General features: G+C 60.9%; 17 protein-coding genes. 1 reads left to right on the top strand and 16 read right to left on the bottom strand.

All coding sequences use genetic code 11. The features are described from left to right. Positions 1-22: 22 nt before the first annotated feature. The 8 genes from ACA072_RS07735 to rfbF are packed head-to-tail and all read right to left on the bottom strand — an operon-like array spanning position 23 to position 9,294. Positions 23-2,956 (bottom strand): TIGR00180 family glycosyltransferase, encoded by a 2,934-nt coding sequence (locus ACA072_RS07735; protein ID WP_497623854.1) that lies wholly within the window; start codon positions 2,954-2,956, stop codon positions 23-25. A 51-nt stretch (positions 2,957-3,007) separates the two neighbouring features. Continuing rightward, positions 3,008-3,745 (bottom strand): cephalosporin hydroxylase family protein, encoded by a 738-nt coding sequence (locus ACA072_RS07730; protein WP_461957780.1) that lies wholly within the window; start codon positions 3,743-3,745, stop codon positions 3,008-3,010. A gap of 17 nt (positions 3,746-3,762) precedes the next feature. Next, positions 3,763-4,833, bottom strand: a complete 1,071-nt coding sequence (locus ACA072_RS07725; RefSeq protein WP_497623853.1) for a class I SAM-dependent methyltransferase — start codon at positions 4,831-4,833, stop codon at positions 3,763-3,765. After that, positions 4,823-5,680: an NAD-dependent epimerase/dehydratase family protein gene (locus ACA072_RS07720; RefSeq protein ID WP_497623852.1), complete on the bottom strand. Its 858-nt coding sequence runs from the start codon at positions 5,678-5,680 to the stop codon at positions 4,823-4,825. The genes ACA072_RS07725 and ACA072_RS07720 overlap by 11 nt, the downstream gene beginning before the upstream one ends. Continuing rightward, positions 5,677-6,903, bottom strand: a complete 1,227-nt coding sequence (locus tag ACA072_RS07715; RefSeq protein ID WP_497623851.1) for a methyltransferase domain-containing protein — start codon at positions 6,901-6,903, stop codon at positions 5,677-5,679. The genes ACA072_RS07720 and ACA072_RS07715 overlap by 4 nt, the downstream gene beginning before the upstream one ends. Next, on the bottom strand, positions 6,900-7,460 hold the full coding sequence (locus ACA072_RS07710) for a dTDP-4-dehydrorhamnose 3,5-epimerase family protein (protein ID WP_497623850.1): 561 nt from the start codon (positions 7,458-7,460) through the stop codon (positions 6,900-6,902). The genes ACA072_RS07715 and ACA072_RS07710 overlap by 4 nt, the downstream gene beginning before the upstream one ends. After that, entirely contained in the window at positions 7,457-8,539 is a 1,083-nt protein-coding gene (rfbG, locus tag ACA072_RS07705; protein ID WP_497623849.1) for a CDP-glucose 4,6-dehydratase, read from the bottom strand. Before rfbG ends, ACA072_RS07710 begins: the two co-directional genes overlap by 4 nt. Then, a complete protein-coding gene (gene rfbF, locus ACA072_RS07700) occupies positions 8,521-9,294 on the bottom strand; it encodes a glucose-1-phosphate cytidylyltransferase (RefSeq protein ID WP_461988446.1) in 774 nt (257 codons plus the stop codon). Before rfbF ends, rfbG begins: the two co-directional genes overlap by 19 nt. 460 nt (positions 9,295-9,754) lie before the next feature. Between rfbF and ACA072_RS07695 the strand changes: the two genes are divergently transcribed. Continuing rightward, a complete protein-coding gene (locus ACA072_RS07695; RefSeq protein ID WP_497623848.1) occupies positions 9,755-9,958 on the top strand; it encodes a hypothetical protein in 204 nt (67 codons plus the stop codon). 429 nt (positions 9,959-10,387) lie between these two features. On the opposite strand, the gene ACA072_RS07690 is transcribed toward ACA072_RS07695, so the two are convergent. The 8 genes from ACA072_RS07690 to ACA072_RS07655 all read right to left on the bottom strand — a co-directional run bounded on the left by ACA072_RS07690 (position 10,388) and on the right by ACA072_RS07655 (position 22,467). Then, the gene (locus ACA072_RS07690; protein WP_497623847.1) at positions 10,388-13,960 is read right to left on the bottom strand and encodes a glycosyltransferase; all 3,573 of its coding nucleotides are present in this window, start codon (positions 13,958-13,960) and stop codon (positions 10,388-10,390) included. 93 nt (positions 13,961-14,053) lie between these two features. Then, the gene (locus ACA072_RS07685) at positions 14,054-15,619 is read right to left on the bottom strand and encodes a flagellar hook-associated protein 3 (protein WP_497623846.1); all 1,566 of its coding nucleotides are present in this window, start codon (positions 15,617-15,619) and stop codon (positions 14,054-14,056) included. 13 nt (positions 15,620-15,632) lie between these two features. Further along, positions 15,633-17,699, bottom strand: coding sequence for a flagellar hook-associated protein FlgK (gene flgK / locus ACA072_RS07680; RefSeq protein ID WP_497623845.1), 2,067 nt, complete (start codon positions 17,697-17,699; stop codon positions 15,633-15,635). 23 nt (positions 17,700-17,722) lie between these two features. Further along, a complete protein-coding gene (gene flgJ / locus ACA072_RS07675; protein WP_497623844.1) occupies positions 17,723-19,021 on the bottom strand; it encodes a flagellar assembly peptidoglycan hydrolase FlgJ in 1,299 nt (432 codons plus the stop codon). A gap of 11 nt (positions 19,022-19,032) precedes the next feature. Continuing rightward, the gene (locus tag ACA072_RS07670; protein WP_438659492.1) at positions 19,033-20,121 is read right to left on the bottom strand and encodes a flagellar basal body P-ring protein FlgI; all 1,089 of its coding nucleotides are present in this window, start codon (positions 20,119-20,121) and stop codon (positions 19,033-19,035) included. Positions 20,122-20,148: 27 nt separating this feature from the next. Continuing rightward, entirely contained in the window at positions 20,149-20,844 is a 696-nt protein-coding gene (gene flgH / locus ACA072_RS07665; RefSeq protein WP_109628550.1) for a flagellar basal body L-ring protein FlgH, read from the bottom strand. A gap of 51 nt (positions 20,845-20,895) precedes the next feature. Further along, positions 20,896-21,681, bottom strand: a complete 786-nt coding sequence (gene flgG, locus ACA072_RS07660) for a flagellar basal-body rod protein FlgG (protein ID WP_219097700.1) — start codon at positions 21,679-21,681, stop codon at positions 20,896-20,898. Between the two features lie 45 nt (positions 21,682-21,726). Next, positions 21,727-22,467, bottom strand: a complete 741-nt coding sequence (locus tag ACA072_RS07655) for a flagellar basal body rod protein FlgF (protein ID WP_497623843.1) — start codon at positions 22,465-22,467, stop codon at positions 21,727-21,729. Positions 22,468-22,737: the final 270 nt, after the last annotated feature.

The following is a 22,737-nucleotide window of genomic DNA, read 5'->3' as shown; positions in this document are numbered from 1 at the left end:
GTCCTTTTACCTGTCAGCAGGCTTAAGCAAGCAACTGCGCCCAGTTCACACTGGAAGCGTCGCCGAGGGTAAAGCCCTTGCCGGTCAAGGCCAGGTTCTGGTTGTAAGCCGAATATTGGGCGAAACGCGCCTGCCACTTGTCTTGCAGGGCCGCGGCAGTCTGCGGCGCGTCAGGCAACAGGCCCGGGTGCAGCATTTGCGCCTGAGGGCACCAGACGATCAGGTAACCGGCGTCGGCGGCTTTCAGGCACAGATCGATGTCAGCAAAGGCTTCGTCGAAATGCTCTTCGTCCAGACCGCCGACCGCTTCATAAAGATCTTTGCGAACCATCATGCAAGCCCCGGACACTGCCGAGTAGTTCTGCTCCACCTGATGACCATTCATGTAGCCTTTGGCATCTTTGCGCTCACCGATAAACACCGAGCCCAGCACACCGTTAAGGCCCAGTACCAGACCGGCCTGAGTGGTGACGCCGCGGAAGTCCATCAGCTTGGCGCCGACAATCCCGACTTCCGGACGCTGGGCCTGGTTGAGCAGGCTGTCGAGCCAGTTGGAGTTGACCACTTCGACGTCGGACGACATCAGCACCACGTAGGCACCCTTGGCCTCACGCACGGCAACATTATGCAGCGCCGAGGCGCTCAGTCGCTTGCCGGTACGCAGGATGCGCAGTCGATCGCTCTTGCCTTCCAGACTGGCGAGCCAGGTCGCCAGCTCTTCGGATTGACTGTGGTTATCGGCAATAAGAATTTCATGCTGCTGATAACGGGTGCGTTGCAGCACGCTGACCACGGCGCGCCGCAGCGACTCTAAATTGTCCTGACTGTGCAGGATGATCGAGACTTTCGGGCGCTCGGCGTGCTGGTAGTCGATCTGCCAGGTTTGCGGCAGCTCGGAGCTGACCTGGCCGCGATAACCGCGAGCCGTCAAGGAGCGGGTCAGGGTCTGACGTTCGTGAGGATTTTCCTCGGTGGACGGCGCGTTGCAGATCAGCAGCGGCTCCGCCAGATGTGCCAGGCCACCCAAGCCGCCGTCTTCGATCAGGCGCAGCACCAGATCGAACTCCAGTGCCGACGCGTATTCAGTCGAGTAACCACCGGCTTCGACCCATACGTCACGCTGGATCAGCCAGTGACGGGCCATCATCGACGGCACGGTTTGCAGCAGATCGAGGTTGACGCCCGGACGGAACACATCGCTCAGGGAACCGTTTTCCTGACGCTGGATTTCGTCCATGGCCACCGCGCGAACGCCCTCGGCGCCCAGCAATTCGAGGCTGGCACGCAGCAGGCCGCTGGCGGTGAATTGATCTCCGGCCTCGGCCAGCACCAGCCAGTCGACGGTGGACTGGGCCACACTCTGGTTGATGCGTTCAACGTAGTTGGCGGCGGTGACTTTGACAAAGTGCACGGTGTCACGCGGTGTGGTGGTCGCCGGCAAATCGCCGGTGGTGAACACCACCAGTTTGAACGCCTTGCAGTGGCCACTGACCAGGCTGTCGAAGGTGGCCTGCAACTTGACCATATCGGCGTCCAGGTCCAGCAGCAGGATGCCGAATTGTGGACCGCCGTTGTGTTTGGCCAGGTGTGCGCTGATTGACTTGAGTTGCTTGGCATCCGGGTTGCGCGCTTCGATCCAGTTCAGCAGGCGTCCGGACGGCATGTTTTCGAACAACGACTGTTCGTCCTGCTTCGGCACCGACAACAGGCGCTTGGCCCAGGCTTGCAGCTTGACGCCCTCGTCCTCATCTTCGGTGCCCTGCAACGACTCGGCCAGACGTGCAACCACGGTGCGGTTGAACGCATAGAGGCTCAGCGCTTCCCACAATCGGGCGCGCAGGGTGCGGTCGTTGTCGTTAGGGTGAACGCGCATCAGCTCATGCTGCTTGAGCAAAATGCCTTCCAGTTCCTGGAGCTGCAATTTGCCGGCGGGCATGGTGTGCAGGAGGAATTCGAATTCGGTCAGCAGGTCGAACACCGGCTGGTTGTAGAACGGCATTTCGACAAACTGCTCGGTATTGAACGTACGCACCGGCTCTTTGCCGGATTCGAGCCAAGCCGAGGTAAAAATCAGCGTGCCCTTGAGCGAACGCATGTTATTCAGGCAGTCGGCCATGGTGGCGAAACTGTCCAGCGCCACCTGCTTGCCCTCGGCCAGCGACTTGTGGCTCATACCGGTCGGCAACGAGGCCAGAAACTCGGCGAAGCGCTCGCGGTCGGCCACGGTTTTCGTGTCTTTAAGCGTCAACACCGTCAGCACGTTGGTGTTGTGCTCCGAGGCACCGTAGGGAATTTCCCGCACGGCGAACGGGATCGGCAAGATCCGCGCCTTGGCCCGTGCGAGCATGTAATAGGCATGCCCGATTTCCTGCCACTCGAAGCTGGTGTTCGGCAACAGCGCGTTGTGCCAGTCCTGCAGCAGCTCGGTGCGGCTGACCGCATAGAACGGCGGCAGGAAGTGCCCCATGAATTGCATCAGGCGATCTTCGGCCTGATCCGAGCAGTAATCTTCCGGCCCCTTGCGGTCGCGGCGGAAGTAATTCACTTCCGTGGCGCGGGCCAGGTACATGATCCCGTAACCGTGGGCCATGCCGTAGTCGGCGTTGTCCTCGAGGAACTCCAGCGACTCGGTGACCGCATCGTGCAGCAGGAAATCGTCATCGGCCGCCAGCACCATGTACGGCGTGGTCACCTGATTCACGCCGTAGGCAAGTTTTTCCTGCAACCCGGTGTAGGTGAACTGCGGCAGGTGCCGGTAATCGACCATCGGGTAATCCCGGGTGATGTTTTCGTCGCTTTTGAGCGAAGAATCCAGAACCAGGATCGTGCAGGGATAGCTGCTGTAATACTGCAAGGTACGCCGCAGGTACGCGTTGCGGTTGTGGGAAATCACCACCACCGTCAACCGGTCTTTCAGCGGTGCCACATCGTTACGAGCAGTGTTTTGAACGCGCATATCTCTATCCCCACAACCGGCCAAGCGCCGAGAACCCAGATTCAATAATGATTAACGAACGCGACGCAGATAGCCGTCCGGCGCCACGGTGATCAGCAGCTTGTTCTGCAACTGACGGTCGATTTCGAAGTCAGCGTTTTCTTCCAGGTATTTCCACACGGCGGTCTTCGGGTTGTCGCCCGGGCCCCATGGACGATCCGGGAAGAAGTCGGCTGGCATGTCTTCAACCACGGTGTCCATCACCACGCAGTAGCTGTCGACCGACACCAGTGGTGCGTACAGGCGCAGCTCTTCCAGCACGTGGTCGTGGGTGTGGTTGGAATCCAGTACCAGAATGACCTTCTTGCCTTCGGCCGCCGCGCGCACTTGCTCGGCGATGGCCGCGTCGATGCTCGAACCTTCGATCATTTTGATGCGCTTGCTCATCGGGTGGCTTTCGATGGCTTCGCGGTTGTGCGGGCGAATGTCGAGGTCGATGCCCAGCACTTCACCGTGGCCTTGCAGCTCCAGCAACGAGGCGTAATAGATGATCGAGCCGCCGTGGGCGATGCCGCATTCGATCACCAGATCAGGTTTGACCTGCCAGATGATTTCCTGCATCGCCATCATGTCTTGCGGCAACTGAATGATCGGACGGCCCATCCACGAGAAGTGGTAGCTGTACTTGTGCTTCGCCGACTGGTTGAAGAAATCCTGGGCCAGACCAGTGAGTTTCTGGTCGTCGCCCTGAGCAGCGATTTCTGCCTGGCATTGGGCTTCGAAGGCTGTATTGATGGTGTTGTCGGTCATTTTTCTAATCTCAATAGTCACTGGAACGAAGCGCTGTCGACGGCGTGATAGACATAGCGTCCATCGGTCATCCGCTTGATTTCTTCGAGGTAGTTGGAGTTCATCACAAACAGGTTGGCGCCTTCGGGCAACGCATCCATGGCCTCTTGCGGCGAGGACACCCGCACGCCGCTCAGGGGCAGATACCGGCCCTGTTTGGCCGGGTTGATATCCACCACGCGATCCACCGCCACACCGGCCCGTTGCAGGAACAGCGAATAGATCACGCCTTTGGACGACGCGCCCCAGATCGCCGAACCCTGTTCGGGCGCGGCTTGAATAATCTGCACCGCGCGCTCGAGGCTGCTGGTGAAACCTTGCGGCAACTCAAGGCGTGGCACCGGTTGCTCCGGGGTCAGGCGCAAGGTCGCCAGGTCCGCCACGATGTACAGGTATTGGCCACCGAACAGGTGACCGGCCTCGTGCACCGTGCCGAACATCCGGCGCAGGTCATCCAGGCGGAAGTAATTGACGTGCTCGTAGAACAAGTCGAACCAGGCGCGGTGCTCCAGGATCCAGTCGAAGCACGGCACTTCGATGTAGATCTGCCCGCCCTGATTGGCGTCGGCCATTTCGGCGAGGAAACTCACCGGATCCTGAATGTGTTCCAGCACATGGCGCAGCACAATGGCATCCGCCGCCAGGCCCAGACCACGCGTGAACGGCGCCTTGATCACATCGGCGTTGCTGCCTTCGTAGGCCGGGTCGATGCCGGTGATGGCGTAACCCAGGCTTTTCAGCAGCTCCAGAAAGTAGCCTTTGCCGCAGCCGACTTCGATCAGTTCCTGACCCTTGAAGTGGCGGGCGATGATGCCTTCGACATCGCTCAAGTGCTTCTGGAACTGGCCCGAGTGCGCCTGTTCGTTCTGGTAGTCAGCGTCGTAGCTGAGCTTGTCGGCATCGAAGGCCTGGTTGAAGATCAACCCGCTCTTTTCGTCCTGCACCAACAGCATGTCGGCGCTGGCCGATGCCCGGGCCGACTCTGGGTCGGCAAAGGTACGGTTCTGCAACACCGGCAGGTCGGCGACCCGATACAACTCATGCCTCATGCTCTGCTCCCAGTAGCTGTTGCAAACGGTCCGCCACGCCCCAGAACGCCATCGGCTCGTGAGTCGGGTATGGGTAGTGACCGAGGTTCAAACGGATCGCTGCGCCACGTTCGCGCAGTCGCTGCTCGACCAGCGCCCTAACCGAAACCGGCTGGCCGCTGGAACAGTTGATCACGCCGTCGAAATCACGCTGTTGCACGATGGCGGCGAGGTAACCGGCGACCGTCTCGATGGCCAGGTAATCGCGCAGCTGTTCGCCGGCCGACATATTGAAACTGTCGTCGCCGGCATCGATTGCCCGGTCCAGCGCCGCCAGCAAACTGTTCGGGTTTTGCCCCTCGCCGTGCAGGTAGAACAACCGCGCCCATTGCAGGGTGAACGGTTGAACCCGCTGCAGGTTTTCGAGGAACAGACGCAGGGTATTTTTTGCCAACCCATAAGGGTTACTCGGCAGCGGTGCGGTCTGCTCGCTGAGCGGCCCGCTCTGCAGGCCGTATTCAAAACAGGTGCCGGTGACCAGCACTTGCGAAACGCCCGCCTCGACCGCGCTCTTGATGAACCGGTAGTCGGCCATCAGGTTGTGCTCGAAGTGAAACAGCGCCTGATAGTTCGGCAACCCTGGCCAGGCCAAATGCGCCAAGGCATCAATGCCATCGGTCAGCGCGGCGATGTTCACATCGTCGGCGTGAATATCCGCCGCGATGAACTCCACGGCATTAATCCACGGCATGTTCGCAGCGGTCTCGGCGTTGCGTGCCACGGCGCGGATTTCGCAGCCACGGGCGAGCAAGGCCTCGACCAGATACCTGCCAACGAACCCGGTCGCCCCGGTGACCAGAATCTTCACAGGACGGTCAACTCAGGCACGGCGATGACAAAGCGCCCATCCCACTCGCGTACCTGGGCCAGTTGCTGACTGACTTCGTGCAGCAGGTTCCACGGCAGCACCAGCACGTAATCCGGTTTTTCCAGATCGATCTGCGCCGGCGACACAATCGGAATGCGACTGCCCGGCAGGTACTTGCCTTGCTTGTGCGGATTGGCGTCGGCGACCCAGGCCAACAGGTCCGGCTTGACGCCTGCGTAGTTGAGCAAGGTGTTGCCCTTGGCCGCGGCGCCGTAACCGACCACGCGCTTGCCGTCGGCTTTCGCCTGCAACAGGAAACGCAGCAGTTCGTGCTTGATGCGTTCGGCGGCGGGCGCGAGGGTCGCGTAGTACTCGGGGGTTTTCACCCCGGCGGCGAGTTCGGCTTGCAGTTGCTGTTGAACCGCTGGCTGGACTTCGCGGCGCACACCGTCGACGCGCTGAACGAACACGCGCAGCGAACCGCCATGGGTCGCCAACTGACTGACGTCGAACACTTCCAGACCGTTGCGCTCGCACAGCGTTTGCACAGCGGTCAGCGACAGATAGGAGTAGTGCTCGTGATACAGCGTGTCGAACTGCTGCCCGGCCATCAGGGTCAGCAACTGCGGAAACTCAAACGTCGCCACGCCGGTCGGCTTGAGCAACGTCGCGAAACCGCCGAGGAAATCATTGATGTCCGGCACATGGGCCAGCACGTTGTTGGCCGCCATCAGGTCGGCGGACCAACCGTCGGCGATCAACTGCGAAGCCGTGTCGCGACCGAAGAACAGCTCGCGGATCTCCAGGCCTTTTTCCCGCGCCGCTTGTGCGGTGCTACGGGTCGGCTCGACGCCCAGGCAAGGGATGCCGCGTCCGGCGACGTACTGCAACAGGTAACCGTCGTTCGCGGCGATTTCCACCACACGACTGTCGGGGGTCAAGCCGAAGCGCTCAACCATCTCGGCCACATACTTATCGGCATGGGCCAGCCAGGTGCTGGAGAACGAACTGAAATAGGCGTACTCGGCGTCGAACAGGCTGTCGGCGCTGGTGTAATCCTCGGTCTGCACCAGCCAGCACTGCTGACACACCGCCACTTTCAGCGGCACCCATTGTTCGGCTTGCTCAAGCTGATCGGCGCGCACATAGGCGTTGGACGGCGGCGAGGTGCCGAGATCGATCAGTGGCAAGGCCAGGGAAGTCCCGCAACCACGGCAATTCATACACGCACTCCAGCGAAGTGTTCATCGAGCAAGGGATGGCTGGAATCCCGTGCCGACAGATTATTGACAGGCAACGGCCAGGCAATCGCCAACCGTGGATCGTTCACACTCAAACCACCCTCGTGCGCAGGCGTGTAATCCTCGCTGTGCAGGTAGAGCAATTCGGCGTCATCGGTCAGGGTCTGGAAGCCGTGGGCGAACCCGGCCGGAATCAACAGGCTGCGACCGTCGCCGGCGCGCAGGTGTTCGGCATGCCAGTGCAGGAAGGTCTCGGAGTCGGGGCGCAAATCCACCGCCACGTCCCAGACTTCACCGCGCAGGCAGGTGATCAACTTGGCTTCCGGCGCGCTGGCGTTCTGGTAATGCAGACCGCGCACGCTGCCGCGTTCGCGAGTGCAGGAATGGTTGATCTGACGGATATGAAACGGTTGGCCGAAGGCGCCGAGGCTGCCTTCACAGAACAGCCGCGCAAAGTGCCCGCGCTCATCTTCGAAGCGTTTGTGCTGCACGCTGAACAACCCGGCCAGCGGCAATGGTTTCAACAGAAACTCGCTCACAGCGCGCCTCGGTACAGGTTCAACTGGCCCAGGGTGATGGCGCGCATGTCGTCGCCGTTTTGCCACGCCAGGTGCCAGTCGAGGGTCTGGGTCAGGCACTGCTGCAACGACCAGCGCGGTTGCCACGCCAACAGTTGACGGGCGCGGCTGCTGTCCAGACGCAACAGACCGGCCTCATGCAAATCACTCGGCTCGATGCGCAAACCACGGGCTTGCGGCCAGCGGCTGGCGAGCAATTCGACGACTTCGCCGACGCTGCACATGTCCGCTTCGCTCGGGCCGAAGTTCCACGCACCGGCAAATTCCGGACCTTTTTCGTAGAGGCCGGCGGCCAATTGCAGGTAACCGGCCAGCGGCTCCAGCGCGTGCTGCCACGGGCGCACGGCTTGCGGGTAGCGCAGGGTCACCGGTTCGTCGGCGGACCAGGCTTTGAGCACATCGGGAATCAATCGCTCTGGTGCAAAATCCCCCCCGCCCAACACGTTGCCGGCACGCGCCGTGGCCAGGGCCAGACCGTGTTCGGCATACTTTTCAGCCGGGAAGAACGAAGCAGCATAAGACTGCGCCAACAACTCGCAGCAGGCTTTGCTGCTGCTGTAAGGGTCGTGTCCGCCCAGGGCTTCGTTTTCACGGTACGGCCACAGCCATTCCTGATTGGCGTAGACCTTGTCGGTGGTCACCAGCACACAGGCGCGCACACCGCCGATCTGGCGGATGGCTTCGAGCAGGTTGAGGGTGCCCATGACGTTGCTGGAGTAAGTCCCCAGCGGGTCGCGATAACCTTCGCGCACCAGCGGCTGGGCCGCCAGGTGCAGGACGATTTCCGGCTGGGACTCGGCAATCAGCTCCAGCAATGCGCCGAGGTCACGCAGATCGCCGCGCTGATCGTTGATGCCTTCGCGCACCCGCGCCAGGTCGAACAGACTCGGCTCGGTCGACGGGTCCAGCGAAAAACCGCTGACCTCGGCACCCAGGCTTTGCAGCCACAACGTCAGCCAGCTGCCTTTGAAGCCGGTATGGCCGGTCAGCAGAACCCGCTTGCCGCGCCAGAACTCCGGACTCAGTCCCATTGTTTCCATGGGGCCTCCCCGCTCAGCCACAGTTGCTCAAGGTGGTTTTTGTCGCGCAGGGTGTCCATCGGATGCCAGAAACCGTCGTGCTGGAAGGCTTGCAGTTGCTGTTCACTGGCCAACGCGGCCAGCGGCTCGGCTTCCCAGGAGGTTTGATCGTCGGCGATGTACGGCAGCACTTTGGGCGACAGCACGAAGAAACCACCATTGATCCAGCCGCCGTCACCGCGCGGTTTTTCAATGAAGCCTTTAACGCTGTCACCGTCGCGCTCCAGGGCGCCGTAACGGCCCGGTGGCTGTACGGCGGTCACGGTCGCGAGCTTGCCGTGGGTCAGGTGGAAGTCCACCAATGCGCCAATGTTGAGGTCCGAGACGCCGTCGCCGTAGGTGAAGCAGAACGCTTCTTCACCTTCCAGGTAACGGGAGGCGCGGCGCAGGCGGCCACCGGTCATGGTGTCTTCGCCGGTGTCGATCAGGGTCACGCGCCACGGTTCGCTGTAGTTCTGGTGAACGTCCATGCGGTTGTTGCACATGTCGAAGGTGACGTCGGAGGTGTGCAGGAAGTAGTTGGCGAAGAAATCCTTGATCGCGTAGCCCTTGTAGCCAAGGCAGATCACGAAGTCATGAATCCCGTGGGCGGAGTACTGTTTCATAATGTGCCAAAGAATTGGCTTGCCGCCGATTTCGATCATTGGCTTGGGCTTGAGGTGCGACTCTTCGCTGATCCGCGTACCGAGACCACCTGCCAGAATTACTGCCTTCATCGCTGTCCTCTTGCTCTTCGCGCAGCCCTGCCACCCCCGCGAGGGTTGGCGAACCGTCAGATGCACATCATTTGCCCGCAGCCACTGGGGCCTTCACGTGTTTTGAGGTGAAGGTTTTATGGCGATATGCGGGGGACTTGCAGGAAGTGAGCCAATTGTCTGGGGTCGGCGACTGGTGGGGGTTGGAGGGATTTGGGATTTGGGATTTGTGTACATATCCGTTTCTGCGGTAACGGCGACTTATGGTTTCGCTCTTACAGCGACTCACTTTTCCAAACGCCGGAATGCCGGCCCAGCGAAAAGTAAGCAAAAGGCTTCGCCCCGGCGTACGGCGCCTCGCTGAGGCTCCGCGTTCCCTCCCTACGGTGTCCATCAGGGGGCATCGCCTACGGTCTGCTTCGCGACGACCTCCTCTCGATGTGTGCGGCTTCGCCGCACGGCGCTACGCGCCCACCCCCTGATGAACACCTACGCTCGGCCTGCCGAAGGGGCGAAAGATCAAGATCAAGATCAAGATCAAGATCAAGATCAAGATCAACGTCAAAAACCAAAAGCCAAAGCCAAAGCCAAAGCCAAAGCCAAAGCCAAAGCCAAAGCCAAAGCCAAAGCCAAAGCCAAAGCCAAAGCCAAAGCCAAAGCCAAAAGGATCGTAGCTATCGAGTAGCTTGCGTACATCCGAAAGAACAGGTCGGCTGTCAGGCCGCCATCGCTGGCAGGCCAGCTCCCACATAAAGCAGATCGGCGTACGGCTTTTGCTTCTCACCACTCATCAGGCCGAGCGTTAGCTCGCCTTCAGCTTTTGATCTACCCGCCCCTTTCGGGAGGCTGAGTGGAGGTGTTCATCCGGGGAGTGGCGCGCAGCGCCGTTCGACGCAGTCGAACACGCTGCATGTAGGTGCAGCGAAGCCAACCGGAGGGCAGTGTCCCCGGATGGATACCGGAGCGAAGGAACGCCGAGCCTTAGCGAGGGGCCGGACGCTTGGGGCGAGACCTTTTGGTTCCTTTTGGGGCGTTTGCCAAAAGGGACTCGCCGTAAGGGCGAAACCCTAAGCCGCCGTTACCGCAGCAACGGATATGTACACAGACAAAACAATCAGTCCGGCAACCACCCCCAAAGCCAATGCTGCAAATTATCCCCCCGCAACATAAAGTCCCGATGCACAGCCTCACGCAACTGATCCCCCATGCGATAACTGGCATCCGGATCAGCCAAATGCATCCGAATCGCCTGCAACCACTCTTCAGTGCTATTGCTCAAAACCTTGGTGCAAGGCAGGAACCCGTCATAAGCCCGGGTATCAGTACAAATCACCGGATACCCACAAGCGCCATATTCCAGCAACCGCAAATTACTCTTGCAGTCGTTGAAGATATGAAACTCCAGCGGCGCCAACGCCAAATCAAGGTTCAGGCTAGCCAACTTGTACGGGTAACTCTGCAAATCAATCGTGCCATGGAACTCATGGATGTACGGGCGCAAGGCATCCGGACACATACCGAAGAACACCCAATCCACCTCATTGGCCAACTCGCGAACCACATCGGCAATGATCTCCAGATCGCCGGTATGACTGGTCCCGCCACCCCACCCAACCCGCGGCTTCTTCGAGGTACGACGCTGACTGGTCAGCGTCAACCACGGCGCGGGCGGAAGCATGTTGGGCACCACGCGAATCTCGCTGTGCATGCTCGACAAAACATCGGCCAGTGCCTGAGTCGTCACCACCACGCGGTCGCACAGGGCAATGCCGTCACGCAACATCTGCTCCGTGTTGGTCGGCTTGTTACGGGCGTGGCTGTTCTTTTTCGGCGTGCTGACAATGTAGTCATCCAGCTCGAAAATCCGCAGGGCACTGGAATACTTCTTCATGCGCAGAATGTCGGCCGCCGAGCCTTCGCTATAGCGGCCCTGCAGAATAATGGTGTCTGGCGACAACCGCTCGATTTCCACGGTCGACGGCGATTCGTAAGCCACGCGCGCAATGACTCGCCCGGCCGCCTCAAGCTCTGCCAGAGGCGCGGTCACACGGTAATGCCCGATTGCTGATTCATTGACCGGCAAGCCGAGAATCAGCGGCAGGTCGCGATGGCGGAACGGGTTCCAGTTATTGCGCAGCGAAGGCTCCAGACTGAAGCTCGCCACACCGAGTGTCAGCGCCGGGTTGTAGGCCGGGTCACGAGAGATCGTCGGCAGCCACTTTTTGTAGAAAGTTTCATGCTCAGACACCTGCGCCTGCACCTCGACCTGCGAGGCTACAGGCGACGGGTCTTCGCCCATCATCACGGTCGCAAAAGGTGTCCAGACCACCAGGTAGCCGTTTTTGCCCGCCTTGAGGCACAGATCAACGCCACTGAGCCCGAGGTTGAATTCGGCTTCATCGCGTTGACCGAGGCTGTCGAACACCTCTTTGCGCACTATCAGGCAATCACTGCTGACGGCGCTCCAGTTCTGGGCCACTTGCAGGCGCTGCATGTAGCCACGGGCACTGACGTGCTCGCCGAGAAATGGCGAACTGGCCGGGCCGGCCAGCCCCAGGATCAAACCGGCAGAGACGATCGCATTGTTGGGACCAAGCAGCCGCGCGCCCACCACACCAACTTCCGGGCGCTGCGCGTGATTGAGCAGTTCGGCGAGCCAGTCGCCCTCGCGAATCACGCTGCGCGGGTTGAGCGTCAGCAGGTACTCGCCACGGGCATGCTCGGAGGCGAAGTTGACCAGGGTCGCCTCACCGCCACTGCCGGCATAACGCAGCACCCGCAGCAGGGCCGCGCCCATCTGAGCCATGGCGTTCAGCCAATCGGCCATCGCCGGATCGCCGCGACCGTCATCGACAATCAGGATTTCGTATTCGGAGTACGTGGTGTTTTCGATCAGGCTTTCGGTGCAGCGCTGCAACGCACCCAGCGACGTACCTGCGCCAATGATGATCGAGACCAACGGCCGGTGGCCGTGCAGGTAATCGATGCGATTAAGCAGCGGCAATTGTTCATGGCGAATCCGGTGTTCCAGGCCGATACGGGTCAAGTGCGCACTGACCAGTGCCTCACTGCCCTCGATAACCTCCGGCAACGACATCCAGTCCGGGAACGTCTGGGTCGACTCCACCTGAATCTCGGCAATGTGCTCGATGGTGTGCAACCCGGCTTCTTCCACCAGACGCCAGAGCAAATCCTGTGGCGCCAGCTCACCGTGCACCGAATCGAAACCACCCACCGCCAGAAAGCGCTGGCGCTCGAACGCCAGGGTTCGGCCGACGTAAGGGTAGGAACGCATCAGGTCGAGGTTGAAGTCAGGCTTGAACACCGGGTCGACGGATTCCCCCTCGACCAGCGCGCCTTCGTCGCTGTAGGCGCACAGCATGCCCGGCGTACTGGCGATGCGCTCGGCCAGCACCAGCAGCGCCGACTCGCGCAGCGTGTCACCCGCACGCAGCAGGTAGAACCAATGCGCGCCTTCCAGCTGCGGTACAACGGCATTGAGCTGTTGCGCCCAGTTCGCCTCAAGCGGCAATTGCAGGACTTTATCGTCGGCATCGCAGTCAGCGTTGGACAGCACCACGACCGCTTGCGGTGCATACAGTTGACTGGCAATGCTGGACAGCGTGGCTTTCAGCCCGACGCTGTCGGATTCGGTGTCGATGACGATCGGCACCAGGTTCGGACGCACGGCCCAGCGGCTGATGCGTTCCGGCATGTGCCGCGCTTCCGCCGGGTTGAAGGTGCGGACCGCCAGCCACTCGCGGTAGAAATCGGCGTAGCTGTCGCTGTTCCCGCCGACTCGGCCGTTGACCACGGTGTTGCGGTTGCCCAGCACCCGCACCACGCACAACTCTTCCCAATTGCGCGGTTCTTCAGCAGCCTTGCTCAGTTCGACGCTGCGCACCCAACCCGAGGCCGGCGCCGACTCGCCGCCGCGTGCAGTCAGCATTTGCGTCAGCCATTCCCATTCCTGCACAGCGGCCCGCGTCATTTCCAGGGTCTTGCTCAGGCGTTCCGGGTACTGGCGCTCGGTGCTCTGCACGGTGTTCAGCGCCGCCAGATTGCCGCGACGCAACAGGCACACGAACAAGGCGAAATCGAGCATCGCGACGAAGCCGGAACCTTCCTGGATCAGCGCGGGCAACAGCTCGAGCACATCGGCACGGCGCATCAGCGTCGAGCTGAAGTTGCCGATGAAGTTCTTCGGCGTACCTTCGAAAATCGCCAGCATGTCATCGCCCTTGAGCAACGAATCAATGGGCGAAAAACGGCAGTTGTCGATCCGTGGCGGCAAGATGAAGTTGTTGGCATCGCTCATCATGCGCAGGGCGCAAACGAGGGTGACCTCGGGATGATCGATCAGCACCTGCGCTTGCAGGGCAATAGCCGGCGCGAACAGACGGTCGTCGTCGCACAGCACTTTGATGAACTCGCCACGCGCGGCTTCGACGCAGCGCAGCAGGTTCTTTTGCAGGCCAAGACGCTTGGGGTTACGCAGGTAACGAACGGTGTGCACAGTGTCGGCAAACGACTCGACGATGTCGCGAATCTCGTCGGAAGACGAATCGTCACAGATGACGATTTCGACGTTCTCGTACGTTTGAGCGAGCGAACTTTCCAGCGCCTGGCTGAAGAAGCGCGGGTTGAAGGCGGGGATGACGATACTGACTAGAGGGTGTTGATTCACGACAAAACTCTCGAGCGGCGAACCCCTGCCCTTTCAGGCAGAGGCTTCAAAACCGCTTAGGAAAAGACGGTTGGCAGCTCGACAGGCACAGACTCAGATCTTGTTGAACAAGCCCAGTTGAGCAATCTTGCTGAAGGCCAGCTGCGACGCTTGCAACATGGTTTGTTGCAATGTCAGGCGGGTCATCACTGCGGCCGGATCGGAATCGCGGATCGCCGACTGGGTCTGGGTATTCGCCAGGACCAGACTCTGGTTGGTGTCGCTCTGCGTATCCAGGGCCGAACCGCGACCACCCACCGAACTCAGTGCACTGGACAACTGATCGTTGCCGCTCTTCAGGTTGCCGATGCCCGAAGCGAGGGAGGCTTGCAGCTTCTGGGTCAGGATCGGATCGCCATTGGTTGGCGTGTTCAGCGCCGATTTCAACTGGCTCACGGTGTCCAGAATGTTCTGGGTTTCGTGAGTGTTGACGGCCACGCTGAACTGATCGCCCGCCGCTGGTGTACCGGCCAGGTTGAAGCTCACGCCCGAGGCGGTCGCAACGCCGGCCACCACGGTGCCGGAAGACACCGGTTTGCTATCGGCCGTCAGCGGTGCTGCGTACAAATCGAATGCGGTGGCACTGGTGAATTTCATCACCGCCGAACCGGTCGGGAAACTGGCGTGGTAAGCCGTCGGGTTGGTGATGCTGCTGCCGGTCACTTGAGTCGCTGACGGGTTACCCGGGCTGCGAGTTGCGGTGAACGTGTCAGGCTTGGCCGCCAAGGTGAAGCTGTGGCCCGGCAACACGGTGGCTGCAGTGTCACCGGCCGCCAGATTGATGTTCAGGGTCAGCTCGACGCCGCGGAAAGACACGCCTTGGCCGGCTTTGGCGTTCGGGTCGAACGCACCGCCCTGGCTGGCTTCGGCGGTCACGTCGTTACCGCCCGAGTCGGTGATTTTCAACTGGGTGCCGCTGACGAAATCGACGGTGTACGGTTCGCCCGCACGGAATTTGTTGTTGTAGGTCACGCTCGACGAAACCTGGCCATTGGACAGGACGACACGCCCGTCATCCACGGCCGGCGCGGTCATGGTGACCTGGCTGCGGCTGGTGTTGATGGCCTGCTGGAACACTTCCCAACCGGTGCTGTTGGTCGCCATCGACATGGTGTCGCCGATCGCCAGATCGAGGGTCACCTGGTCACCGTTGTAGCTGTAGGTGCCATCGTCGTTGCGCGAGAACGGCGCGGTATCGCCCTTGGAACCGGCGAAGATGTATTTGCCGTTCTCGTCCTTGCTGTTCATCAGGCTCAGCAACTGCTCTTCGATCTGACCCAGCTCTTTGGCGTTGGCCTGACGGTCGGCGTCGGTGTAGCCACCGTTGCCGGCACCCACGGCCAGTTCCTGGGCACGTGCCAGCACGTTGTTGATGCTGGTCATCACCGCTTCGGTCTGACCCAGGGTCGCCTTGAGGGTGTTGGTGTTGGCCTTGTACTGATCGAGCATCGACGCCTGTTGACCCAATTGCAGCAGGCGCGAGGCGCCGACCGGATCATCGGCTGCGGTATTGACGCGAACCAGGCTGCTGGCCTCTTCGCTGCTTTTGACCACGTTGGCGAAGTTCTTCTGATAGTTCGCGGCAGAGGACTCGTAAAACTGGGCGGTAGAAATGCGCATGGGCTACGACTCCTTAAAGACTGTTGATCAGTGTGCTGAAGATTTCCTGCGCAGCCTTGATGATCTGCGAAGAGGCGGTGTAGTACTGCTGATACTTGACCAGGTTGCCGGTTTCCTCATCGAGGTCGACACCGGACAGCGAGTCGCGAGCACCTTTGGCGTTGGCCAGGATGGCGCCGGTTGCGGCACTGTCGAGCTTGCCCTGAGCGGCTTTGGCGCCCACACCTTCGACCAGTTTGCCGTAGGCGTCGGTCAGGGAAATGCCTTTGCTGGCGCTCCCGGTGTCCACGACCTGTTTGGTCTGCAAGCCGGCCAGGGCGGTGCCGTTACGGTTGTCCATCGTGCCTGGCTGCGCAACGTTGATGTCGATTGCGCTGCCGGTGCCCGGCGAGCCGGCCACGGTCATGTCGAAGGTCGCGGTACGCTGCACGGCCGGCGGGCCCGGATCCATGATCGGCGCACCCAAGGCATCCTTGAGCGGTACGCTCAGGCTCAGTGTGTTGTTCTGGTTTGGCTTGATGGTGCCGGTGCTGATCTGCACGCCCTTGGCGTCCAGCAACTGGTAAGTCTGGCTGGTGCCGTCGGCAGATGCCGCACCGAACACCACTTTGACCGGCGTCGAATTCTTGATGCCATTCTGGATCGCCGTGGTGGTGGCGGCATCGTAAATATCAAACTTCGTGGTCAGGGTAGGCTGACCGCTGGCCGGGATCGTCAAGGTGCCGCTGCCGCCCGGCGTAATGGCCGCGCTCAACGGTGCAGCGATGGCCAGACGCTTGGAGTCGGTCATCTCGGTCTTGATGTTCGCAGCCGCGTTGCGAGTCGGCGTGATCTTGAACGTGTCGCCCGCAGCGGCGGTGCCGCCGGTCAACTTCAACGAGAAACCATCAATCACCGGCGGCGGCGTGGTCAGGGTGCTGAAAGCGCCCATGGACGTGCCATCCGGCAGACGCGAAACGGTGTAGTCGGTGCCGGTGGTGAAGGTGATCTTGTAGTCGTTGATGGTCAGCTTGCCGCTGTCCGCGATGGTCACATCGAAGTTGCCTGAACCGGCGCTGTTGCCGACGGTGGCAACACTGCGGCTGGCCATCTGCGCGGCACTGTTGATGCTGTTGAACAGGTTCGAGCCGAACGCACCGTTCTTGTCGATGCCCTGGGCCTGGAGGCCGTTCATCTGATCGGCGACAACCAGAGCCACGCGGCCCAGTTCGTTCATGGCTGGGTCCAGCACGGTGTCGCGATAACGCAGCAGACCGCCCATTTCACCACCGGTCATCACCGAGGTGATGTCAACAGTGCTGCCGTTGCGATCGAGCTGGATGCCCACGCGCGAAGGATCTTTTTGGCTCGGCACCACCGACAGGGTACTGGCGGTGCCACCTATGACCAGCGGCTGGCCGCTGCCCAGGTAAACGTCGAGGTTACCGTCGCGCTCGATGACCTGCGCACCGGTGAAGGTGGAGAGCTGACGCACGGTTTCGTTACGCGCATCGAGCAGCTCGTTCGGCATGCCGCCGGACTTGGAAACTTCGGAAATCTTCTGGTTCAACTGCGCCACGGTGGCGGCAAGTTTGTTGACCTGATCGGCCATGTTCGTCAGGTTGCCGTTGATGCTCGCGCTCTGCTGAGTCAACTGGCTGGACACTGAGTTGAAACGATTGCTCAAGGCCTGGGCATCGCTCAGCAGCAGTTGACGCGACGCGTCGTCACCCGGCTTGGCATTGACGTTCTGCACCGAGGCGAAGAACTTGGTCAGGGCGCCATTGAGGCCGGTGCCGCTGTCCGACAGCAAGGCGTCGAGCGGGCTGATCTGCCCGGCGTACGCGGCCGCATCGCTGTTGAGCGACGTGGTGGTCTGCAATTGCGCATCGAGGTAGCTGTTGTAGACGCGGCGTACATCGGCCAGGGTCGTACCGGTGCCAATGTAGACGTTGCCGAACTGATTCGAGGCTTTGGTACTCTGCACGGTTTGCTGGCGTGAGTAACCGGCGGTGTCGGCGTTGGCAATGTTATTGCCGGTAGTCATCAACGAGGATTGGCCAGCGGCCAGACCCGACATCCCGATATTGAGCAAACTCATGGTTCAGACCTTATGCCTTGTGCCTATAGAGGCGTAGTGGAAGCGCCCGCCGCAGCGTAGTTTTGGTAACTCGTCATCTGCTTGGCTATCTGCGAAATCTTGCTTGCGTAGGCCGGGTCTGTTGCATACCCGGCTTTCTGCAGCTCGCGTACAAACTGTTCTGGGTTATCGGCAGACTTCAGAACATCTTGATAGCGATTGTTGGATTGCAGCAAAGTCACCAGGTCATGGAAGCTGTCTTTGTACGAATCGTAGGAACGGAACTCGGCCGTCTCCTTGACCATCTCGCCATTCCTGAATTCGCTGGTGATCGCGCGCGCCGATTCACCCTTCCAGTTGCTGCTGGCCTTGATGCCAAACAGGTTGTGGCTGCTGCTGCCATCCTGGGCACGCATGACCGATTTGCCCCAACCGGTTTCCAGGGCAGCCTGGGCCACCAGGTAACGCGGATCGACGCCGATACGGTCGGCGGCTTCCTTGGCCATCGGCAGCATGGTGTTGACGAATTCGTCGGCGGAGCTGAAGGCTTTCTTCGGCGGCGCCAGTGGAATCTGCGCCATCGCACGGCCGTAGACCTGCAAGCGTCCGCTCGATTTGTTATCGGTTGGCGAAGGCAGCCAGTCGCCATTGAACAGCGGCCCGGCACCGGTCACTACCGGCGTCGCGGCGCGTTCAGGCAGCACGGTTTTGTTCGGGGTTGTCGCGGCGGTCGTCGTTGCCGAAGGCACCAGACCGGCGAGCAAGCGATCAGCCAGTTTCGGCGGCAAGGCCAGGCGGCGCTGATTGATCAGCTCCATGTCATTGCGATGGGTGCCCTCGCCTGTCGGCGCCTTGACCGAACGCGAGGCCCACAACGGACGCTGACCATTGAGGCGCGACAGCGGACCGTCGGTAGCCACGGTGCCGGCAGCAATCGGGGTTTGCACTGCCGCTTTCGCCGCTTCCTGCTTGGCGGCGGACAAGGCCGCAGCCTCGCCCGGCGCCAGCGGTTTGTTCTTCGACATCTGGCGCATCAGCACGTCCGCCAGACCAATACCGCCGCCCTCGCGGGACATGGAAACGGCCAACTGCTGGTCGTACATTTCCTGGTATTGCTTGGCCGCCGGCGTGTTGAGCGGGTTGTCCTTGCCCAGCGCTTCGGTGGCCGAGCGCATGGACTTGAGCATTTCTCCGAGGAACAGCGACTCGAATTCCTGCGCCACCTTGCGCATGTTCGCGTCACTGTCCTTGTCGCCGACCTTGAGCTGGTTCAAACGATTCAAGTCCGAATAGGACCCCGAATCGTTGCTGCTCACACCCAGGCCACCTTTGCGCATATCCATGGTCGCTGTCCTCAGATCACGATCAGGTCGGCTTGCAACGCGCCGGCCTGCTTCAGTGCTTCGAGGATTGCCATCAAGTCACCCGGCGCCGCGCCGACCTGGTTCACCGCCCGCACGATTTCGTCGAGGGTGGTGCCAGGGCCGAACTTGAACATCGGCTTGGCTTCTTGCTGAGCGTTGACTCGCGAGCGCGGCACAACAGCGGTCTGGCCGTTGGACAGAGGGCCGGGCTGGCTCACGATCGGGTCTTCGGTGATGGTCACCGTCAAGCTGCCGTGAGTCACGGCGGCTGGCGAAACCTTGACGTTCTGGCCGATCACGATGGTGCCGGTACGCGAGTTGATGATGACTTTCGCCACCGCCTGACCCGGGTCGACTTCAAGGTTCTCGAGGATCGACAGATAGTCGACGCGCTGGCTTGGATCAAGCGGTGCACTGACACGAATCGAACCGCCGTCGATGGCCTGGGCCACGCCAGGGCCGAGCATGTCATTGATCTTGTCGACGATACGTTTGGCGGTGGTGAAGTCCGAACGGTTGAGGTTCAGGGTCAGGCTGTTGCCTTGGTTGAAACCGCTCGGCACCGAACGCTCGACCGAGGCACCACCGGGGATACGACCGGCCGACGGAACGTTGACGGTGATCTTCGAACCGTCGCGACCTTCCGCATCAAAACCGCCGACCACCAGGTTGCCCTGGGCGATCGCGTAGACGTTACCGTCGATACCCTTGAGCGGCGTCAGCAGCAAGGTGCCGCCACGCAGACTCTTGGAGTTACCGATGGAGGATACGGTGATGTCGACTTGTTGTCCCGGCTTGGCGAACGCCGGCAAATCAGCACTGATCGACACGGCGGCGACGTTCTTCAATTGCACGTTGCCCGAACCCGGCGGCACTTTGATGCCGAACTGCGAGAGCATGTTGTTGAAGGTCTGCAGGGTGAACGGGGTTTGCGTCGTCTGGTCGCCGGTGCCGTTAAGCCCGACCACCAGGCCGTAGCCGATCAATTGGTTGGAACGTACGCCGGAAATACTGGCGATATCCTTCAGCCGCTCGGCTTGCGCGTTGAACGCAGCCGAGAGCATCAGGGCAGCCACCATCAGGTGTTTAAGATTCAACGTAGCCACCTAGAAAGGGAACAGCGGGCTGAGGAAGAAACGGTCGAACCAGCCTGGCTGACTCGCATCGGCAAACGCACCGGTGCCCGAGTAGGTGATGCGTGCATCGGCGACGCGAGTCGACGACACGGTGTTGTCGGTGGCGATGTCATCGGCGCGCACCATGCCGGCAATCCGTACCAGCTCATCGCCGGTGTTGAGCGTCAGCCACTTCTCGCCGCGCACGGCGATGATGCCGTTGGGCAGCACGTCGGCGACGGTCACGGTGATCGAGCCGGTCAGGCTGTTGCTCTGGCCGGACTTGCTGTCCCCCTTGGTCGCACGGTCACCTTCGTAACCGACGTCCAGGCTCAGGCTACCGCTGCCCACCGGATCGCTGGTGCTCAGGCCACCGCCGAAAAACGAGCTCAGACCGATGTCGGTCTTGCTGTTCTTGCCGATTTGCGAGTTGGCGTTCTTGCTGGCCTGGGTGCGTTCGTTCAGGGTGATGGTGATGATGTCGCCGACCCGGAACGCCTTGCGGTCGCTGTACAGGTTCTGTTCGAAACCGGCCTGGTAGATCGAGCCGTTATTGGCGGCAGCCGGCAGCGGCGTACGCGGCAACACCGGGGCGTAGTAAGGGTCATTGGGCTTGGGCGGCGGAGCGACGCAGCCCGCGAGCACGACGACCCCACTCAGTGCCAGAACAGATACAAAGCGATTCATGACCCTACCTCACGGTGTTGCAGGCGGCCTCATGGCCGCCTCATAGACTGATTACAGATTCTGCGTTACGAACGAGAGCATCTGGTCGGCGGTGGAGATCACCTTGGAGTTCATCTCGTAGGCGCGCTGAGTGGTGATCATGTTGACCATCTCTTCAACGGTGCTGACGTTGGACGTTTCCAGGGTGTTCTGCAGCGTGGTACCGAAACCGTTCAGGCCCGGGGTGCCGATTTGCGGCGCACCGCTGGCAGCGGTTTCCAGGAACAGGTTGTTCCCCACAGCTTGCAGGCCGGCCGGGTTGATGAAGTCGGCGGTTTGCAGGTTGCCGATCACCTGGTTGGCCGGGTTACCCGGAACGGTGATGGACACGGTGCCGTCGCGACCGACCGTGAAGGTCTGTGCGTCGTTCGGAATGACGATGGCCGGTTCCAGGGCGAAGCCGCTGGCGTTGACGATCTGACCGTTGGAGTCAAGGTGGAACGTGCCGTCACGGGTGTAGGACGTGGTGCCGTCCGGCTGCAGGATCTGGAAGAAACCGCGACCGTCGACGGCCAGGTCCAACGGCTGCTCGGTGGTTTGCAGGCTGCCGGCGGTGAAGTTTTTCTGGGTGCCGACGATGCGCACACCGGTACCCACTTGCAGACCGGACGGCAGTTCGCTGTCCTGGGTCGACTGGGCGCCTGGCTGGCGTTTGATCTGATAGAGCAAGTCCTGGAACTCGGCGCGGTCACGTTTGAAACCCGTGGTCGACACGTTGGCCAGGTTGTTGGAAATGGTCGTCAGGTTGGTGTCCTGGGCGGACAGACCTGTTTTGGCAACCCATAGAGCCGGAAGCATTCGATTCTCCTCGTGCGCCTGTTTTACGGCGCGACGTTCTGATAATTAGCTGATCTGCAAGACCCGAGCCATGGCCTGGTCATCGTCTTTTGCGGTGTTCATCATCTTGATGTGCAGCTCGAACTGCTTGGCCAGCGCCAGCACCGAGGTCATTTCTTCCACGGCGTTGACGTTGCTCGACTCAAGGAATCCGGACACCAGCTTGACGCCCGCATCGGCTTGCGCCGGCTTGCCGTCCTTGGTGTGGATCGAACCGTCCAGGCCCTTGGTCATGTTCTTCAGGTCAGGGTTGACCAGTTTGATGCGGTCGACTTCAGCCATCACGCGCGGGCCTTCGCCCATGGCACGGATGCTGATGGTGCCGTCTTCGCCGACTTCGATCTGCTGCTCGGGCGGCACGGCGATTGGTCCGCCATTGCCCATCACCGGCATACCGTTGCCGGCCCGCAGCACGCCCAGGGCGTCCACGTTCAGGCTGCCAGTGCGCACGTAGCTTTCAGCGCCGTCCGGGGTCTGCACGGCGATCCAGCCATTGCCTTGCACCGCAACGTCGAGGTCGCGACCGGTTTCAACCAGCGACCCTGGAGAGAAGTCGGTGGCCGGACGCTCGGTCATGGCAAACGCACGCGCCGGAAAGCTGTCACCAAACACCGGCATCGAACGGGCCTGTTCCAGGTCCTTCTGAAAACCGTTGGTGGAGATGTTTGCCAGGTTGTTGGCATGAGCCTTCTGCGCCAGTGCATTCTGGCTGGCGCCGGTCATTGCCACATAAAGGTACTTATCCACACTCTTTCCTCTGCATGCCGGACGTTTGCCGCCCACCGCTGTACTGCTGAGCGATAAGCAATTTGCAGACCAACTTTCTTTTGACGGCGCGAGGCCCGGCAAACAAAGGACTTGAGGGGTTTTGCGGGGATTGGGGAAATGTATCGGAGACGAAAAACCGGCGGTGTTATGCCGTTTGGTGGCAAGTGTCAGCCTCGTGAGCTCAACGAAACCCTTGTAGCAGCTGTCGAGCACCGCGAGGCAGCGTTCGGCGGCGAAGCCGTCGTAAAA

The organism is Pseudomonas sp. LBUM1656, from assembly GCF_059716065.1.
This window is presented reverse-complemented; position numbering and strand designations above follow the sequence as displayed.

Excerpts from the sequence above, each read along its gene's own strand:
- ACA072_RS07685 (WP_497623846.1), bottom strand. The coding sequence starts at position 15,619 with ATGCGCATTTCTACCGCCCAGTTTTACGAGTCCTCTGCCGCGAACTAT.
- flgJ (WP_497623844.1), bottom strand. The coding sequence starts at position 19,021 with ATGGATATGCGCAAAGGTGGCCTGGGTGTGAGCAGCAACGATTCGGGG.
- flgG (WP_219097700.1), bottom strand. The coding sequence starts at position 21,681 with ATGCTTCCGGCTCTATGGGTTGCCAAAACAGGTCTGTCCGCCCAGGAC.
- rfbF (WP_461988446.1), bottom strand. The coding sequence starts at position 9,294 with ATGAAGGCAGTAATTCTGGCAGGTGGTCTCGGTACGCGGATCAGCGAA.
- ACA072_RS07715 (WP_497623851.1), bottom strand. The coding sequence starts at position 6,903 with ATGAATTGCCGTGGTTGCGGGACTTCCCTGGCCTTGCCACTGATCGAT.
- ACA072_RS07735 (WP_497623854.1), bottom strand. The coding sequence starts at position 2,956 with ATGCGCGTTCAAAACACTGCTCGTAACGATGTGGCACCGCTGAAAGAC.
- ACA072_RS07670 (WP_438659492.1), bottom strand. The coding sequence starts at position 20,121 with ATGGTGGCTGCCCTGATGCTCTCGGCTGCGTTCAACGCGCAAGCCGAG.
- ACA072_RS07725 (WP_497623853.1), bottom strand. The coding sequence starts at position 4,833 with ATGAGGCATGAGTTGTATCGGGTCGCCGACCTGCCGGTGTTGCAGAAC.
- ACA072_RS07695 (WP_497623848.1), top strand. The coding sequence starts at position 9,755 with ATGAACACCTACGCTCGGCCTGCCGAAGGGGCGAAAGATCAAGATCAA.
- rfbG (WP_497623849.1), bottom strand. The coding sequence starts at position 8,539 with ATGGAAACAATGGGACTGAGTCCGGAGTTCTGGCGCGGCAAGCGGGTT.
- flgK (WP_497623845.1), bottom strand. The coding sequence starts at position 17,699 with ATGAGTTTGCTCAATATCGGGATGTCGGGTCTGGCCGCTGGCCAATCC.
- ACA072_RS07730 (WP_461957780.1), bottom strand. The coding sequence starts at position 3,745 with ATGACCGACAACACCATCAATACAGCCTTCGAAGCCCAATGCCAGGCA.
- flgH (WP_109628550.1), bottom strand. The coding sequence starts at position 20,844 with ATGAATCGCTTTGTATCTGTTCTGGCACTGAGTGGGGTCGTCGTGCTC.